Here is a 15956-nt window from a genome sequence, read left to right on the forward strand (position 1 = left end):
CCCTCATGACTTCTCACGTCGTCCCCGGGCTCGAAGCCCGCCTGGCATTGGCCGAAACCATCGGGCGCGAGGCGGGCGCAATGGCGCTCGATTTTTTCGCTCGCCGCGAAACGCTGATCATCGAAACGAAGCGCGACCCGCAGGACCTGGTTTCGATCGCCGACCGCGAAGTCGAAAATCTCATCCGCGATCGGATCGCCGAGGCGTACCCGGACGATGGCGTGCTCGGCGAGGAGTATGGTCTCGTTCCCGGCCGCTCAGGCTTCACATGGGCGGTCGATCCGATCGACGGCACGAGCCCTTTCGTCAACGGCATGCCCAACTGGTGCGTCTCCATCGCCCTCGTTCATGCCGGCATACCGGTGGTGGGGGTCATCGCCGCACCATGCCACGGTGAACTCTACGCGGCAGCACTCGGCCTCGGCGCGCGTCTCAACGGCAAGGCGCTGACGCTCGATGGTTCGCGCACCATTCGCAACCACGTGACCGGGCTCGGCGCCAACAACTATGTCAAGCCGGCCTTCGTCGGACAGATGGTCGAAAACCTGCTGGAGGCCGGCGGCACCTTCATGCGCAACGGTTCCGGCGCACTCATGCTTGCCTATGTCGCCGCCGGCCGTCTGGTGGGCTATTACGAGCCCTATATGCACGCATGGGATTGTCTCGCCGGCTACTGTCTCGTCCAGGAAGCGGGCGGCTGGCACCTGCCCTTCCCCACTGAGGGAGAAAGTTTGACCCGCGGCTCGATCGTCCTTGCCGCCGCGCCCGGAGCAGTCGACGACCTGAGGAAGCTTGCGGGCGTCTGACACTCGCGACCATGCTGAATTGGGATTGCTACCTGAACGGCACGGCTGCAACTTTGAGCTCGCCACGTTCCTGAACAGCCAAGGCATGCTCCTTGACCCGGGATTCGGCGTCCCCTATTTCAGCTCCATGGATATGACTGACCAGCTGCGGGCGCATTCGAAGTTAAATTCGACAAGGCTGGCGCTTCAGAGATTGGAACGCGGACGGGACCCGTGGGCGTTGCGCTGGCAGGCGCTGCTTGCCATCATCGACCTCAGCATCCTCGCCTTTTTCATCCTGGGCCCCTATCTGAGAGCGGGTCCGTCCTATCTCATCATCGACTACATCATCGCCGCATGGATCGGGTGCGAGCTCATCGCGAGAGCGTTGGCCGCGCCTTCGATCGAGCGTTTCCTCCGGCGGCCGATGACCTGGATCGATGTGGTCATTCTCGGCACGCTTCTCTTCCCCGACCTGCTGTTCAACTTCGCCTTCCTCAGGGTGATGCGCATCTGGGCGATCGGCAAGAGTCCGCTCCTGCTCGAAGGTCTTCGCCGCGCCGGGTGGTCGCATCTGCAGGATGTCTTCCGTGCCTGCCTGAACTTTCTCGTATTCCTCTTCGTCGTCACCGGCTTCGTTTACACGACGTTCTTCTATCACCGGGAAGGCGGCGAAGGTTTCGTCGATGCACTCTATTTCACGGTGGCTACGATCACCACGACGGGCTTCGGGGACATCACCCTGCCGGGCACGCTCGGCAAGCTCACCTCGGTCATCACGATGATCGTCGGCATATCGCTGTTCGTAAGGCTCGCCCAGGCCGTTGTCAGACCCTACAAGGTCAGTTTCCCCTGCCCTCAATGCGGCTTGCAGAGGCACGACACCGACGCCGTCCACTGCAAGGCCTGCGGTCATCTGCTCAACATACCCGATGAGGGTGACTGAGATGTACGAGACGTGAGGCTTTCAGTGTTTCAATGAAGAAGTGAAACGCCTTTAAATATTACACATCTCCGCCCGAAAACCGCTGCACCTAACCCTTCGTCTTGGCTGTCGCGACCGGCTCCGTGGTCAGATGAAAATCAACCATCTCCTTTTCAGTCAGGTAATAGAGCCGGTCCGGCGGTGTTTCGAGAGCATTGATCCAGAGGCCGGGGCCGACTCCCATCGTATCGAGATGGCGGGCGACTCTGGCAGTGGTGGATTGTGCGAAGGACATGGCTTGGGCCGGTGTCGGCCGTTCCTCGCCGCCGCTGAAAACCTGATGCACGCCGATCAGTGCGTCCTTTTCCGCCACACGCGCGACACCCCCTGCAAAAACGATCGGGCAGGAGGACGCGCAGAGCGCCTTCGATGCCACCTTGGTATCGAGCTTCTTCTCGCGGATCAGTTTCGACATCGCGAGCGCATCGTCCACCGAACCACCCGGCGAGTTGAAGGAAACGGTCCTTACATATTCGCCGCGCGCTTCGATCTCCTCGGCGAAGCGCGAACCGGCGCCGAGGTCGATCGTGCCCTCGGCGATAAGTACGCCGCCGGATCGGAGATCGAACCTCATCGGCTGGCGCAGCACTTCGTCGGAGCTTCCGGGTTGGACTGACGGGCCGTTGGGCGCAGCTTCGGTCACTGCCGGAGGCAGGACCGGCCGATCCTCGAGCATCGGATCGAAGCCGGGCAGTCCGGCATTCATCGCGGAGATTTCGCGCAGGTCGATCAGCAGGAAGACACTCGCGGCCGCCAGCATCGCGAAGAAGGCGCCGCGCATCAGCACACCGTCGTCGATCCGGACCAGCGCCTTGATCGCTTCATCGATCCTCATGCGACCGATCCTTTGCACGCGTCCTCGGGTCGAGGCTGGTGATGTTGTTCGGCTCCTCCGCTTCCGCCTGAGCCACTATGTCGCCGAGTTGCCCGCCATTCGCCGTCACGGCGCGCTGCACTTCCAAGGCCTGCAGGAGCTCGGCCGCCGTGATGCGCTCGGCAAAGGGCAGCTTCTCCTCCTGCTTGCGGATGGCGCTGTGAACCGCGGCCAGAATGAAGACCAGCACCCCCGGCAGCAGGTCGATGGAAATGGCGCCTGCCCAGGCGGGAATGAAATCGGTCGCATAGCGCAGTACCGCCTCGGCGGACGAAAGCGGAACGAAACGCCGCTCCGCCACCGGCGCACGCGCCAGTATTTCGTCAGCCGCTTCGGAGAGGACCTTGGATTGCGCCGCCACCGAGGCTCGGACAGTCTCCATCACCCGGTCCTGGCGATTGACGAGATCGGCATCGCCGCCGTCGGCCACGGGTGCGATGAAGCCGAGCGACAGGTCGTCTGCGGCACGGCGGATCGAAGGCGCGATCGAAGTCTGTCCGAGCGACGTTATGACGCCTGTGAGCGCCACCACTTCCGAGGAGAACTGATCGGCGCGCGGTGCGACCGCACCCGGCGCGGAAACCAGCGTCCGCATCGTCTCGAGCCGCTTCTGCCCCTGGTTGAAAAGTACCGTCACCTGTTCGCGGGAGGCGTTGATACCGTTTTCCAGATCCTTCATCTGAGCCGACATTTGCGACAGAAGCTGCACCACGCTTCCGGACCCCGTCGTGCCGGTGAGCGCTCCCGATTGCCGCTCCGAAGCGGCAAGCTGGGCGAAGCGTTCGGATGCGCGCTGGATATCGGGCAGCAGGCTCTGGGCCGCAAGCGCGTTCTGATGCGCCTGGTCCAGGTCGGCGGTATAATCCTCCACCGTTTCCGCAAGATGCTGTTCGAGCGCGGCGGAACCTGCCAGCGCCGCCGCATTGAGCCAGCTCGACATGGCGATGATCATTGCCGCACCCAGAGCCATCACGCCCAGCATGGCGGCCCGGCCCGTATGGTGGGTCACATGCGGATAGAAGCGGGCCATATAGGACCAGAAGGCGTAGATACCGACGGAAACCGAGGCCGAATAGATGATCGCCGCGAAGAAGACCGACGTCGGGGAGCCGTCGAGAATGCTGCGGACGCCGAGATAGGTATAGACGCCCGAGGCAAGCGCCAGCACCGCAAGTGCAAAACGCGTCATGGTTTCCACGGCCGCAACACCGTCATGCAAACGTTGGGATGCGCCGAGGGCCATGAGCACCATCTCCTCAGAGGAATGTATTCCTTAACAGAGAATGAAGAAACGGGCGGAATAAAGGCTGCCCGCAGGGCGAAGAACTGGGATGCCGGAAAGAACCTTCCCGGAAACCGGAGGCGTCATCGAACGAGGTAGCTCTCGACTGCGCCTATGCCCCGTAGCTCCAGCGCGCAACGGCGCTCGAGCGTCCATTGACTGCGCAGCGCGCGCTTCGTCGCCTCGGAGATCTGTATGCAATCGGCCACCCCCTGGGATTCGAGCCGGCTCGCTATGTTCACCGTTTCTCCCCACACGTCGTAGACGAACCGGAGCCGCCCGATCAGTCCGGCGACGACTGGCCCCGTATGGATTCCGATCCGAACCCGAAAACGGTCGGGTCCGGCTTCCGTGTCCTGCAAGGATCGAAGCATGGACTTTCCGAGGGCCACGACCCGGTCGGCATGATCCGGCGCAGGCTCCGGGATCCCGCAGGCGGCCATATAGGCGTCTCCTATGGTCTTGATCTTCTCGACACGGTGCTGCTCCGTAAGCAGATCGAACCTCCTGAACATTCCGTCCAGACGCCTGACCAGATCGGACGCAGTCGATCTTGCTGCAATGGGCGAAAAGCCGACGATATCGGCAAATAGAATGGAGACCTCTTCGAAGCGGTCGGCGATGATCTCTTCGCCATCCTGCAGCCGCGCAACGATCTGGTCGGGCAGGATCGCGCGAACGAGGGAATCCGCCCGCAGCTTTTCCGCTTTTATCTCCTGGAGGTAGCGATGCTCCCGGTCGAGCCAGCGCTTTTTCTCGAGCGTGGAATTGATCCGCGCGCGCAGAAGTATCGGATTGAAAGGCTTCGTCAGATAATCGTCGGCGCCGGCCTCGATGCAGCGGGCTACCGCCGTGACATCACTCAAGCCCGAGATCATGATGACCGGGACGTGCTTCCATCGCTCCTCGGACTTCAATCGCGACAGCATCTCGATGCCGTTCATGTCCGGCATCAGAATGTCGAGCAGGATGAGGTCGAACTCGCCCTCGGCCAATTTCGCCAGCGCGGACAGTCCGGATTCGGCGGTGACCACGCGGTGACCTTCGCGCCGCAGCCGCCGGGACAGGAGATCACGATTGCTGGCCACGTCGTCGACGACGAGGATCCTGCCCCCCTGCTCCGGCCATGCAATCTCTTGCGCCTTGAACAGAAGTCGCTCGAGCCCTGCCGCGTCGATTTCGGCGCGTTCCCCCGGTTGAAGCATCTCGACCGTTTCCCCGCGCGAAAGACTGGCGATGGCGTCGACCTGCCTCAGGAGCTCCGCCGCCGCCGACAGTATCACATGGAGGTCTTCCTTCAGCGCGTGCTCCGGCGCATCGCCTGCCTCTTCGAGGATCATTTCGGAATAGCCTATGATGGCGTTGAGCGGGGTGCGCAGGTCGTGGCGGAGTCTTGCCTCCGCCTCCGCTTCTCCTTCCTCCAGGGCGCAGGCCGTGCCCTCGAGAAGGCGATCGATAAAGCCGTTCAGTTGCCTTGCTGCAGCACCGATCCGGTCGAGATCGCTGTTAATGTGGATCAAACCGAGATCCCGCGCCTGCTCGATCAGCAGTTCCTGGAAGCCCAGGATTGCCCGCGCCGGGCCGGCCAATCGCTGGGCCACGTGAGCGGCGATCGCCTGGTGCTGGAAGTCGTTGCCGGTGGTCATTTTCCCACCTATACCGCGAGCAGCTGCTCGATCTTGCGAACGAGTTGGGGCAAGTCGACCGGCTTGCTGTCGTAATCGTCGCATCCGGCTTCAAGGGCCATCTCCCGGTCGCTTGCCATTGCATGCGCCGTCAGGGCGATGACCGGTATTCCGGATGTCAGCGGATTGGCCTTGATCCGTCGTGTCGCTTCCCAGCCGTCCATCACCGGCAGGCTCATATCCATGAGGATCAGGTCCGGCTTTTCGGATGCGGCAAGTTCGACGCCGGCCTTTCCGTTTTCAGCAATCAGCACGTCGAAGCCCCGGCGAGACAGCCGCCGGGAAAGCATGTCGCGGTTCATTTCATTGTCTTCCACCAGAAGGATTCTCGTCATTTGCGGCTCTCCTCCTGCCTATGTTCAGCCGTCCGCGAGGGCTTTGCCGACCGAAGCGCCCGTTCCGATCTGACGTTCGAGTGCCGCGACCAGCTGGGAGCGGCTGTTTGCGCCTTTGTTCACGACAGCGACCGCACGGTCGCGCAACCATTTCAGCTCGTTTGCGGAGAGGTCCTTCGACGTGACCACCACCACCGGAATGTTCTGCAGCTCCGGAATCCTCTGCATTTCGCTGAGCGTCTGGAACCCATCCATTTCCGGCATCAGAAGGTCGAGCAGGACGAGACGCGGCAGAATCCGCTTCATCATTTCCAGTCCGCGGATCCCGTCGCCCGCTTCGTGTACGGTCCACTTTCTCTTGACCAGAATGCGCCTGAGAAACTCGCGGGAGGCCTGGTCGTCGTCGACGACCAGAACGTCGTGCTTGCCGCCCCCGAATGTCTCGATCGTCCGGACCAGCTTGTCGGTATCGATCGGCTTCGTCAGATATTCGACCGCGCCGAGCGAAAGACCCAGCTCGCGGTCTGCCAGGATCGTCGCCAGGATCACCGGGATCGTGCATAATTCGGGATCGTTCTTCAGAGCGCGCAGGACCGACCAGCCGTCCTGATGCGGCATGATGATATCGAGGATGATCGCGTCTGGCCGATGCTTGCGTGCGGCAGCCAATCCTTCCTGTCCGTTCGATGCCTCGATCGAAGCGAGGCCCGCTTCCGCCAGTGCCTTTGCGATAAGGCTGCGGGCAGCCGGCTCGTCGTCGATGATGAGTGCGGTGCGGCCCGACCCGACCTGCGGTACGGGTTCGGCCGGCGGTCCGTCGGCCTCTCTCTCGCACTGCGCCGGCACCTCCATGGTGAACATGGAACCCTTGCCGAATTCGCTTTCGACGGTAACGACGCCGCCGATCATGCGGCAGAAGCTGCGCGTGATGCTCAAGCCCAGGCCCGTGCCGCCGTAGTTTCGGGTGGTTGAGGCATCCGCCTGGGTGAAGGCATTGAAAAGCCGTTCCTGCTGCTCCGGTGACATGCCGATGCCGGTGTCGGAGACCTGGAACACAAGCCAGTCGCGGTCCGATCTTTGCTCGCGCCGGACCCTCAGGGTCACCCGCCCGCCATTCGTGAACTTGGCCGCATTGCTGAGCAGGTTGAAAAGGTTCTGGCGCAGCTTGGTCTGGTCGGAATGCATCTCGCCGAGATCGGCTTCGAAGTCGTGCGTGAACTCGTTTCCGTTCCTGGCCATCAACGGCGCGACCGTCGCCGCAACGTCACGGAGCAGGTCGGCAACGCTGAAGGTCTCGAGGAAAACCTCCATCTTGTTCGCCTCGATCTTCGACAGGTCGAGAATGTCGTTGATGAGCGAAAGAAGATGGCGACCCGCGGACGCTATCTTGTCGAGGTCCGGGACGAGCTCCTCATCCTCGTGGTCGCGTGCCTCCTCTATCAGCATCTCGCTGTAGCCGATGATCGCATTGAGGGGCGTGCGCAACTCGTGGCTCATGGAGGCGAGGAACTGGCTCTTGGCCTCGTTTGCCGACTCCGCGTGGCTCTTCGCGCGCTCGAGTTCGACCTGCCGCTGCTTGAGCTCGGTGATGTCGGTGTAGACGGCGACCGTTCCGCCATCCGGAATCTTTCGTTTGCTGATGCGGACCCACTTGTCGCCGAACCGCTTCTCGTCAACGAGGCCGGCAGGGTCCCGATGCAGCCTTACGCGCTCGTCGACCCACTCTTGCGGCGACTTGCCTTCGAGATCCACCTGGCCCATCTCCAGGTTCTGCTCCACGATTTCGCGGAAGCTCCTGCCGCGGAGCGTATTCGGCTTGTGGCTCGGGAAGATTTCGCAATATTTGCTGTTGGCGACCAGGATTCTGTCCTCGGAATCATAGAGGACGAAGCCATCCGAAATCACCTCGAGCGCGGCTGCGATCGTCCGCCGCTGCCGCTCCGCTTCGTCTTCGAGTTTTTTCTTTTCGATGGCGCTTTCCCGGAAGAGCGAAAGCGTCCTTGCCATCGCTCCCAGTTCGTCGCCGCCCTCTTCGGGGATATCGACGTCGTAACGTCCCTCCGTCAGGTCGCCGATGACGCGATTGAGGCGCCGCAGCGGGCCGACGATAGAGCGCAGGACGAGGAGCGTCAGCAGCGAACCGATCAACACCACGCCGCCCACCAGGATGGCCGCGGTCGTGGCTGTCTTCTCGGTTTGCACGACGACCTCGTTGCGGGCAGCTTCCGCCTCGGCCTTTACCTGTTCCACGAGCCTGTTGAGATCCGCATCGACCTTGCCGCTGTGGGTGCGCGCCTTTGCCAGCAAGGCGTTGCCGACGATGCGGTTGTCCTGGGTGTAACTGTCGGCTGCCTGCAGAGCCGTTTCGACATAGGCGTCGACTTCCGTACGAATTGCCTCCACCGCCTCGGGCGCGTGCTTCGCGAGGCCCGCCAACTGCTCCTGCAACCGTTCGCGGGCCTCGTCGGCGTTGCGCTGTGAGTTCATCAGCAGACTGACGGAGAGATCGGTCAACCAATATCTGAGATCGCCGAATGCCACATGGGCCGATGCAGCCGATGCCGCCCGATCGAAGAGCTCCCTGGTTTCGGCCATGCGCTCGGCACTGCGATAAAGCGCCTGCGTGAGAAACAGAGATGAAAGGACAAGGCTGATCAGGCCGGCCGCCGTGAGCGCGGCCACGCGGGCAGAGATCGGCAGATCGGTGATCCGGCTGTCGAGCCTTTTCGCGGGCCGGGCGGCCTGTGTCGACCCGAGCTCATGCCCAAGCGCGCTCATTTGAACAAGACGATGCTGATGGCACCGCCCAGATCGCCGGCCTTGCCGCCTTCCTTCGGATAGCCGGTGACGTCGATTTCACCCTTAGGCGAACCATGACAGGAAAGACAGGACTCCGTGTAATATTCCGGCAGCAGCATCCGGAACGCCGGGCGGCCGTTCACCTGCGTCACTTCCGTATAGAGTTCACCCTTCGGCCTCTGCGGATCCGAGAAGACCTCGTTGATGACCCGGGCCTCCCAGGCATCGGGAAGCGACTTGCGGTTACGCACCAGAACCTCCGGCGCCGTCACGCGGACCAGCGCCTCATTGCCCGCCTTGACGGCAAATTTCTCGTTCATCAGACGCGCGAAAATGGCCGGGACGAAACCCTTGAACCCGATACCGGGGCGGTTTATGTCGTCCTGCTCTTCATTCACGACTTCCCGCATCGCCTCGATCTGCGCCTGGAGAAGCTTGCGGTCGCGATCCCCGAGATCATCCGAGATCAACGGATGGCCGGTGCGCTCGCCATAAAGGGCGATCGCTTCGGCCGTGAACCGCTCGCCGTCGAGTTTCTTGTCTCCGATTGCCGGGTCATTGATGAGCGACTGGTAATTCGAAAGAACGTTTCGGGCGGCTCGCAATAATTCGGCAAGCCGCGTCCCGGTCGCGACGTCATCGGCCTCCTCGGCAGCAAGCGAAGGTGCGAAGAGCGCGCAACCGCACAATAGCGTGACGATGCAGTTTCGCGCCAGGGCTGCAAGAGCTTCCATTTTCTTACCCCCCAGGAGGAAGCGCAAGCCCAGAGGATACCACAGGAGGGCGCGTGGAAGGAGTCACCAGTAGTCGTCGCTCTCGCGCTTTCGCGCTCAAGCCTTCATCCGACCGACGTGAATCACTGCATATCGATGCGGGCAGCCGCATAAGCGGGCAGGTCGAGGCTGTCGCTTTGGTGCGCTTTCGCCTCCGGTCCCTCCGCGCCATCGCGCAACCAGCTCTCGTCGAGGAGCGTAAGGCTACGCGCGCCGGCCTCGGGAAGCGTCACCCGTTGCAGATCGGGTGTGAGATTGGCAAGCAACAAGATGGCCGTTCCATTCAACGCCGCACCAAGGCCGGCAACGCGTTCGGGCGCGGATGTTTCGACCGCGATCCGCATGCCGTCCGACAGCTGCGCGAGCCAAGTCAGGACATGTGACAGCGGTCTCGTCCGACCGGCTTCGACGGGTTCCCCGGCGCCGGCGATCAGCCCGAATGGTCCGGTAAGCGTTGAAAGCGTCAATAGCTCGGGCTCCGCATCGGCAACCGTCGCGGCATAGGCGAGCGTCCAGGCAGCGCCGAAGAGCGCATTATGTCGGGGGTCCCGCGCCGCCATGGCGATCCGCTTGCCGAACGGATTGTCCTTCGTCGCGCTGCCATAGGGGTTCTGGCGCATGGCAATCGTGGAGGGACCGATGCGATAGGGCTTCGCGCCATAGATCGCGCGGACGGACCGGGTTACGTCCCGCAACGCCTCGAAGGTCTGCATCACGCTCGTGTCGTCGGCCGCATGGACGATCGGGCTGGTGCAGTGGGTGACGTAGGAAAGTCCTTCGGCGGGCACCCGCTTACGGTTGAGCTCGGTGAAATAGCTGAACATGCCGCCGCCAAGCGGTACGCCCGGAAACGCCTTCCGAGCGGCCGCATAGATGTCTTCGAGCGGCGGGCAGTCCGGCCAGACGCTACCGGGCGGCGTCGACTGCCGGTCGACCGAGGGAGAGACGGCCAGGCTTGCGAGATCGAGGCCGCTCTGCAGCACAAGCTGCGCGATCTCGCCGAGTTCCGCATCGAGGGGGCGCTTGCATGGAACGAAACATTCGAGTGTCACCGCACAGCCCGACGCGTCGGCCACGCTTCGGAAGTGCCGAAGGTCAGCCAGACCGTGTCCGGCATCCGGATCGAAATGGCAGACGAGATGCCGTGCGCCGACCTGCTTCAGAAGGCCCGCATTGCCCAGCTCTTCGGCTGCAGCGTCCGGCCGCAGGCCGATGCCGATCTCGGGCAATCTTCCCGCATCGCGCCTGAGCGAAAGGCGAATTTTGCCTTGCCTGCTCTCTTCCGGCTCGACGGTGTCCTCAGCCGCGAGAATCGAAAGCGTCACGCCCTGGTGCACCGTCTCACCCGCCTTCAGCAGATAGGGCCAGGGCAGTTCCAGCGGGCGCACGTAGGTCTTGTAGGAGCCGTCGGTCCAGTTCCGCTGGTCCTCCATCTCGAACACGTCGCCGGCGAAGCGGCATTCGGCCTTGATGCCGGGCGAAACTTCGTGGGTAATCGCGGCGATGTCCATGAACGGCTGCCAGGGCTCGATGAGGTCCGGGAAGACCGACCGTCCGACCGTGCCGTCTCCATGCTCCACCTCGACCGGCCGCCCGGCCAGACCGACGATCGGATGCAGGACGGCGAAGCCGGCGCGCGCCGTTTCGAAATCACGATCCGGCGTGAAGCGCGCGCCGAAGGCGAGGCGGCCGGGCTTCAGGTCGATGGTGGCGCTGCAATCGAGAAGAGCCCCGTTCGGCGACCGGAATCTGGCGGAGTACCGAACGACTGTCCCGGCCCGGCCCTCCTCAACCGTCAGGTCGCCGATTTCCGCCTCGCAGGTGCCCCAATCCCGGTCTCGGACGAGAAAGGAGATGGCCCTGAGTACCTCCTTGCCGGCAAAGCGGATCGTGCGCAGATTGCCGCTAACGAAATCGGCGCTCAAGCGGCCCGCCTCGATCCTGCGCGCCTCCGGCTCCTTCTCGTCGGTGCCGAAGAGGAGAAAGGCACGGGAGACCGTCATCCGAGAACCTCCGCGGGTGAAACGGTCCGCCCTTCCGCCGCGCTCAGATAGGAGGCCTCGACCAGGGCGAAGGTCTCGAGATTGTCGCGGCCGGACGTATCCGGCTCGCGTCCGGCCCGCAAGGCTTCGATCCAATGCTGCTGGATCAGCGCGACGCTCTCCTGAATGTTGTGCCAGGGAGGCGACGCCCAGGAAAGGACGGGCGGTTCCACATTCGTCAGCTTGGTAGCCCCCTTCGCGTGAACGGCAAGGTGATAGCCCTGCGTTAGCCGCAAGGTGCCCTTGCTCCCGTCCACCTCCACGAGGGTCTCGGGAAAGGGCTCGATCGGCAGCCTGGTCGCGTAGCTGCAGTCGACGATCGATGTGATCCCCCCGTCATGGTCCAGGAGCATCGTCGCGACGTCCTCGCCGGCAATCGCCGGATTGACCCGGCGCGTGCGCGCGGTCACCGCCGTCGCATCACCGAAGATGTAGCGCGCGACGTCGAGCGCATGAATGCCGAGATCCTCGATGATGAAGCGTTTGCCCGTTGCGAGATAGGGCTGGCCGGAGAAGACGTCATAACCCGATCGGAAGCTTATCCGCCCCCAGAACACCTCGCCGATCGCGCCGCTGTCGATCGCCGCCTTTACCGCCCGTATCGGCGACTGCCAGCGGAAATTCTCGTGAACCATGAACGCCACGCCTGATTTCGCGCAAGCCGAGACCATTGCCTTGGCGTCCGCCATGGTGGGCGCGATCGGCTTCTGACAGATCGTCGCGACCCCGTGTCGCGCGGCCATTTCCACCAGCGCCCGGTGACTTCCCACGGTCGTGGCGATGTCGACGAAATCGAAGCCGCCATCGGCAAAAAGGTCCTCGGCCGAGGTGTAGCGCCGCTGAATGTCGAACGCGTCGCCGACCGCCTTCAGCCTCTCGGGATCACGATCGCAGATGGCCACGATGCGCGCCCCTTCGGCGTCACGCCAGCCGTGCATCTGGTTGACTGCGAAGAACCCGCAGCCGATCAGCGCGCCTTTGAGGTCTGTCATGCCCGTCACCCCTTTTTCGCAAGCTGCATCAGCGTGACCTGTTGCTGCAGCCGGCGTTGCGCCTGATCCACCACGACGGCGACGATGATCACGATCCCCTTGATGACCATCTGCCAGAAGGACGAGATGCCCATCATCACGAGACCGTCGGAAAGAATGCCGATAACGAAGGCGCCGATGATGGTGCCGCCAATCGTCCCGCGGCCGCCGGACATCGACGTGCCTCCGAGAACCGCTGCGGCAATGGCATTGAGCTCGAAGGAATTGCCCGTCGCCGGGTGCGAGGCCATGAGTTCCGACGATATGACCAGTCCGACGATCGCCGCGCAGAAGCCGGAGAACATATAGACGAACATCTTCACCCGGTCGACCCGGATGCCGGACATGCGGGCGGCACGCTCGTTGCCGCCGACGGCGAAGATATGCCGGCCGATCGGCGTGTACCTGGCCACGTACGCGGCCGCGAGCGCCACGACGATGAGGATCCAGATCGAAACCGGCAGGCCGAGAAGCCGGCCGGAACCGAGGAAGGCAAAGCCCGTCGTCGCGAGTTCCGGCTTGCCGACGAGGTTGGGGAATGTCTGGCCGCCCGATGAAAGCAGGGCAAAGCCACGCGCGACATAAAGCGTGCCGAGCGTGGCGATGAAGGGTGCGACGTTGAGCTTGGTGATCAGGAGCCCGTTGACCGCGCCGATGACGATCCCGACGGCGAGCGTGATGAGGCAGACCTCGACGACGTTGAAATAGACCGTGTAGCCGAACTGCAGATCGATGCCGTTGAGGATGAGCCCGCCGGCAACCATGCCGCAGAGCCCGACGATCGAACCGACGGAAAGATCGATGCCGCCGGTGATGATGACGAAGGTCATGCCCATGGCCAGGAAGGCGTTGAGCGCCACATGCTTCGACATCAGGATCAGATTGGCGGTCGAAAGAAAGTTCGGCGCGAAGATCGAGAAGAAGGCGATAACCGCGAAGAGGGCGATGAACGTCCTGAGCTTCATCAATGTGAGCAGCACCGAGCCGCTCGTCGCGTCGGTTGCGTTGGTGGTCGTCGTTGCCGTCGTCATCAGGCGTGTTCCCTTGTCGTTTTATGACCCTCGGCCGAAGCCTTCACGATCATCTCTTCCGTGGCGTCCGCGCGGTCGATGACCGTGACCAGCCGTCCGTTGCTCATGACGGCGATGCGGTCGGAGAGCGCCATGACCTCTTCGAGGTCGGAGGTGGAAAAGAGGATGGCGAGCCCCTCGCCGGCAAGCCGGCGCATGGTGCGGAAGACGTCCGCTTTGGCGCCGACATCTATGCCGCGGCTGGGTTCGTCCATCAGCAGCACCTTCGGTTTGGTCATCAGGGCCTTGCCGATGACGACCTTCTGCTGGTTGCCGCCGGACATCGAGGTCACCTCGAAGTCCGGGTTGGGTGCCTTGATGGAAAGATCGCGGATGGCCGCAGCGATCGAGGCCCGCTCCCGCGCGCCGACAATATGGAAGCCGAAGCGCACGAAGCGGTCGAGGCTCGCAAGCGTCAGATTGCTGGCGATGGAAAGCGCCTGGACGAGACCCTCGCGCTGGCGATCTTCCGGAATGAGCGCCAATCCTGCGCCGATCCTGCCCGACGTGTCGCTGGCGTCGACCTCCGTCCCGCCGACGAAGATCCGCCCCGAGGAATGCGGGTGCTGACCCATGACGCATTCGAAGAACTCGCTGCGGCCGGCCCCCATCAGCCCGTAGATACCCAACACCTCGCCCGCACGTACCGAGATCGAGACATGGTCGACCGCGAGCCCGCCGGTCCGGCGCGGCAGGCAGATCTCCTCGGCACGGAACGCCTCCTCCCCGAGGCGGTGGTCGACCGATTTGGCGAAGTCCTTCGCGTCCGAGCCGATCATCGACCGGACGATCCATCTGGTGTCGATGTCCTTGACCATGGCGTGGCCGGTGATCTGTCCATCCCTGAGCACGGTGATGTAGTCGCCGATCCGCATCAGCTCTTCGAGCCGGTGAGAAATGTAGACGATCGCCACCCCTTGCGCCTTCAGCTCGCGGATGACCTTGAAAAGGACATCCACCTCCGCCGCCGAAAGGGCCGACGTCGGTTCGTCGAGAATAAGGATGCGGGTATCGAGCGAGATCGCCTTGGCGATCTCCACCAGCTGCTGCTGCCCGATCGGCAGGTCTTCGACGAGCGTCTCGGCATCGATCCCGGCATCGAGCCTGTCGAGGAACCCGGTGGCCCTCTCGACCTGCGCGCGATGATCGATGCCGCGAATGCCCCGGTTCAGCTCACGGGTCGCGAAGATGTTCTCGGCAACCGAGAGGTTGCCGAACAGGTTGAGTTCCTGAAAGACCATGCCGATGCCGTGGCGCTGCGCGTCGGCGGGCGAATGGAATTCCACCGCCTGGCCGTCGAGCAGGATGCGGCCGAGCGAGGGCTTCTCGACGCCGGCGATGATCCGCATCAGGGTCGACTTGCCGGCACCGTTTTCGCCGACGAGCACGTTCACGGCGCCGCGCCGGAGCGAAAGGTTCGCATGGCGCACCGCAACGATGCCCGAATAGACCTTCGTCACGTCTTCGAGGCGCAGGACGCAATTGTCGTCGTCAGCTGGGTGCATGATCATCCGCCCACCGTCAGCTGAGCCGGAACGAACAGCGGCAACTGGCCCTTGGCGGGCAGCGGATAGGCGCCGACAGCGTCGAGCTTCTTGCCGACAAGTCCGTCGCGGGACAGCTTTTCCAGCACCAGTCCGTTGACATGCGTGTTGAAGGCCTTGCCGAACTGCGCCCACTCGATCTGGTTCTTGAATTCGTTGAAGTTGACGAAGTCGAGGCTGTCGCGGATCGCCGTGCCGCGGATTGCCGGGCCGATCTGCACGCGTGCGTCCGCCTTGCCGTCGCCGTTCGCATCGACTTCCACATAGGCCGAACGCGACTTCGTCTCGGCCTTGACGATGGTGCCTGAGAGACGCGCCGCAAAAGTCCAGGGGGCACTTCCCTGCTTTTCCTTGTGGCCGTATTTGGCACCCGCCGCCTGCGGATCGCTCTCGGCGAGAGCTGTCACTTCGACGAACGGACCGGCCTTTCTGTCGAGATAGGGAAGCACTTCTGCGTCCCAGATCTCGGCGACCATGCGATTGGGATTGAAGCCGCCGGAGGCAGCCTCGGCCGCCTCTTCGGCAGTCGGCGTCTTGATGATCTTGCAGCCCGAGAGTGCCATCACGCCCGCAACCACAAGTGCGGCCGCGACCTTAAACTTCGGCATCGAAATTCACTCCATGACAGGACAGGCGCGCAGCGTATCGGCCGCGTGCCCAGCGCATCGCCCCGAAAAACGAAGCCGGTTTTCGGTAAGCACGGTGCGCAGATTCAAAGCCTTAGCGGGTGCGGACGGTTTTCGCCCGCTCC

13 protein-coding genes are annotated in these 15956 nt (G+C 63.1%); 2 read left to right on the top strand and 11 right to left on the bottom strand.

Annotated elements, in window-relative coordinates:
- Positions 1-5: 5 nt before the first annotated feature.
- Positions 6-806: an inositol monophosphatase family protein gene (locus tag CN933_RS25425; RefSeq protein WP_018097887.1), complete on the top strand. Its 801-nt coding sequence runs from the start codon at positions 6-8 to the stop codon at positions 804-806.
- 127 nt (positions 807-933) lie between these two features.
- Complete coding sequence (locus CN933_RS25430) at positions 934-1731, top strand: potassium channel family protein (protein ID WP_102762907.1); 798 nt, start codon at positions 934-936, stop codon at positions 1729-1731.
- An 88-nt stretch (positions 1732-1819) separates the two neighbouring features.
- Here the strand turns inward: CN933_RS25430 and CN933_RS25435 are convergent, their stop codons facing one another.
- The 11 genes from CN933_RS25435 to CN933_RS25485 all read right to left on the bottom strand — a co-directional run bounded on the left by CN933_RS25435 (position 1820) and on the right by CN933_RS25485 (position 15813).
- The gene (locus tag CN933_RS25435; protein ID WP_180980815.1) at positions 1820-2605 is read right to left on the bottom strand and encodes a COG3904 family protein; all 786 of its coding nucleotides are present in this window, start codon (positions 2603-2605) and stop codon (positions 1820-1822) included.
- Entirely contained in the window at positions 2592-3887 is a 1296-nt protein-coding gene (locus CN933_RS25440; RefSeq protein WP_026168907.1) for a hypothetical protein, read from the bottom strand. Before CN933_RS25440 ends, CN933_RS25435 begins: the two co-directional genes overlap by 14 nt.
- A gap of 122 nt (positions 3888-4009) precedes the next feature.
- The gene (locus CN933_RS25445) at positions 4010-5572 is read right to left on the bottom strand and encodes an adenylate/guanylate cyclase domain-containing protein (protein ID WP_102762831.1); all 1563 of its coding nucleotides are present in this window, start codon (positions 5570-5572) and stop codon (positions 4010-4012) included.
- Between the two features lie 8 nt (positions 5573-5580).
- Positions 5581-5946, bottom strand: coding sequence for a response regulator (locus tag CN933_RS25450; protein WP_102762832.1), 366 nt, complete (start codon positions 5944-5946; stop codon positions 5581-5583).
- Between the two features lie 24 nt (positions 5947-5970).
- Complete coding sequence (locus tag CN933_RS25455) at positions 5971-8724, bottom strand: response regulator (RefSeq protein ID WP_102762833.1); 2754 nt, start codon at positions 8722-8724, stop codon at positions 5971-5973.
- The gene (locus tag CN933_RS25460; RefSeq protein WP_100672409.1) at positions 8721-9479 is read right to left on the bottom strand and encodes a Tll0287-like domain-containing protein; all 759 of its coding nucleotides are present in this window, start codon (positions 9477-9479) and stop codon (positions 8721-8723) included. The genes CN933_RS25455 and CN933_RS25460 overlap by 4 nt, the downstream gene beginning before the upstream one ends.
- Before the next feature lie 122 nt (positions 9480-9601).
- A complete protein-coding gene (apnL, locus tag CN933_RS25465; RefSeq protein ID WP_102762834.1) occupies positions 9602-11521 on the bottom strand; it encodes a D-apionate lactonase in 1920 nt (639 codons plus the stop codon).
- Positions 11518-12552: a Gfo/Idh/MocA family protein gene (locus CN933_RS25470; protein ID WP_102762909.1), complete on the bottom strand. Its 1035-nt coding sequence runs from the start codon at positions 12550-12552 to the stop codon at positions 11518-11520. The genes apnL and CN933_RS25470 overlap by 4 nt, the downstream gene beginning before the upstream one ends.
- 5 nt (positions 12553-12557) lie before the next feature.
- Positions 12558-13622: an ABC transporter permease gene (locus CN933_RS25475; protein ID WP_100672412.1), complete on the bottom strand. Its 1065-nt coding sequence runs from the start codon at positions 13620-13622 to the stop codon at positions 12558-12560.
- The gene (locus CN933_RS25480; RefSeq protein WP_102762835.1) at positions 13622-15172 is read right to left on the bottom strand and encodes a sugar ABC transporter ATP-binding protein; all 1551 of its coding nucleotides are present in this window, start codon (positions 15170-15172) and stop codon (positions 13622-13624) included. The genes CN933_RS25475 and CN933_RS25480 overlap by 1 nt, the downstream gene beginning before the upstream one ends.
- Entirely contained in the window at positions 15169-15813 is a 645-nt protein-coding gene (locus CN933_RS25485; protein ID WP_102762836.1) for a DUF2291 family protein, read from the bottom strand. The genes CN933_RS25480 and CN933_RS25485 overlap by 4 nt, the downstream gene beginning before the upstream one ends.
- Between the last annotated feature and the right edge of the window lie 143 nt (positions 15814-15956).

It is taken from the genome of Sinorhizobium sp. M4_45 (genome assembly GCF_002885915.1).
GTDB classification, from domain to species: domain Bacteria; phylum Pseudomonadota; class Alphaproteobacteria; order Rhizobiales; family Rhizobiaceae; genus Sinorhizobium; species Sinorhizobium meliloti_A.

Coding starts and splice junctions, on each gene's coding strand:
- CN933_RS25425 (WP_018097887.1), top strand. CDS start 6: ATGACTTCTCACGTCGTCCCCGGGCTCGAAGCCCGCCTGGCATTGGCC.
- CN933_RS25430 (WP_102762907.1), top strand. CDS start 934: ATGGATATGACTGACCAGCTGCGGGCGCATTCGAAGTTAAATTCGACA.
- CN933_RS25435 (WP_180980815.1), bottom strand. CDS start 2,605: ATGAGGATCGATGAAGCGATCAAGGCGCTGGTCCGGATCGACGACGGT.
- CN933_RS25440 (WP_026168907.1), bottom strand. CDS start 3,887: ATGGCCCTCGGCGCATCCCAACGTTTGCATGACGGTGTTGCGGCCGTG.
- CN933_RS25445 (WP_102762831.1), bottom strand. CDS start 5,572: ATGACCACCGGCAACGACTTCCAGCACCAGGCGATCGCCGCTCACGTG.
- CN933_RS25450 (WP_102762832.1), bottom strand. CDS start 5,946: ATGACGAGAATCCTTCTGGTGGAAGACAATGAAATGAACCGCGACATG.
- CN933_RS25455 (WP_102762833.1), bottom strand. CDS start 8,724: ATGAGCGCGCTTGGGCATGAGCTCGGGTCGACACAGGCCGCCCGGCCC.
- CN933_RS25460 (WP_100672409.1), bottom strand. CDS start 9,479: ATGGAAGCTCTTGCAGCCCTGGCGCGAAACTGCATCGTCACGCTATTG.
- apnL (WP_102762834.1), bottom strand. CDS start 11,521: ATGACGGTCTCCCGTGCCTTTCTCCTCTTCGGCACCGACGAGAAGGAG.
- CN933_RS25470 (WP_102762909.1), bottom strand. CDS start 12,552: ATGACAGACCTCAAAGGCGCGCTGATCGGCTGCGGGTTCTTCGCAGTC.
- CN933_RS25475 (WP_100672412.1), bottom strand. CDS start 13,622: ATGACGACGGCAACGACGACCACCAACGCAACCGACGCGACGAGCGGC.
- CN933_RS25480 (WP_102762835.1), bottom strand. CDS start 15,172: ATGATCATGCACCCAGCTGACGACGACAATTGCGTCCTGCGCCTCGAA.
- CN933_RS25485 (WP_102762836.1), bottom strand. CDS start 15,813: ATGCCGAAGTTTAAGGTCGCGGCCGCACTTGTGGTTGCGGGCGTGATG.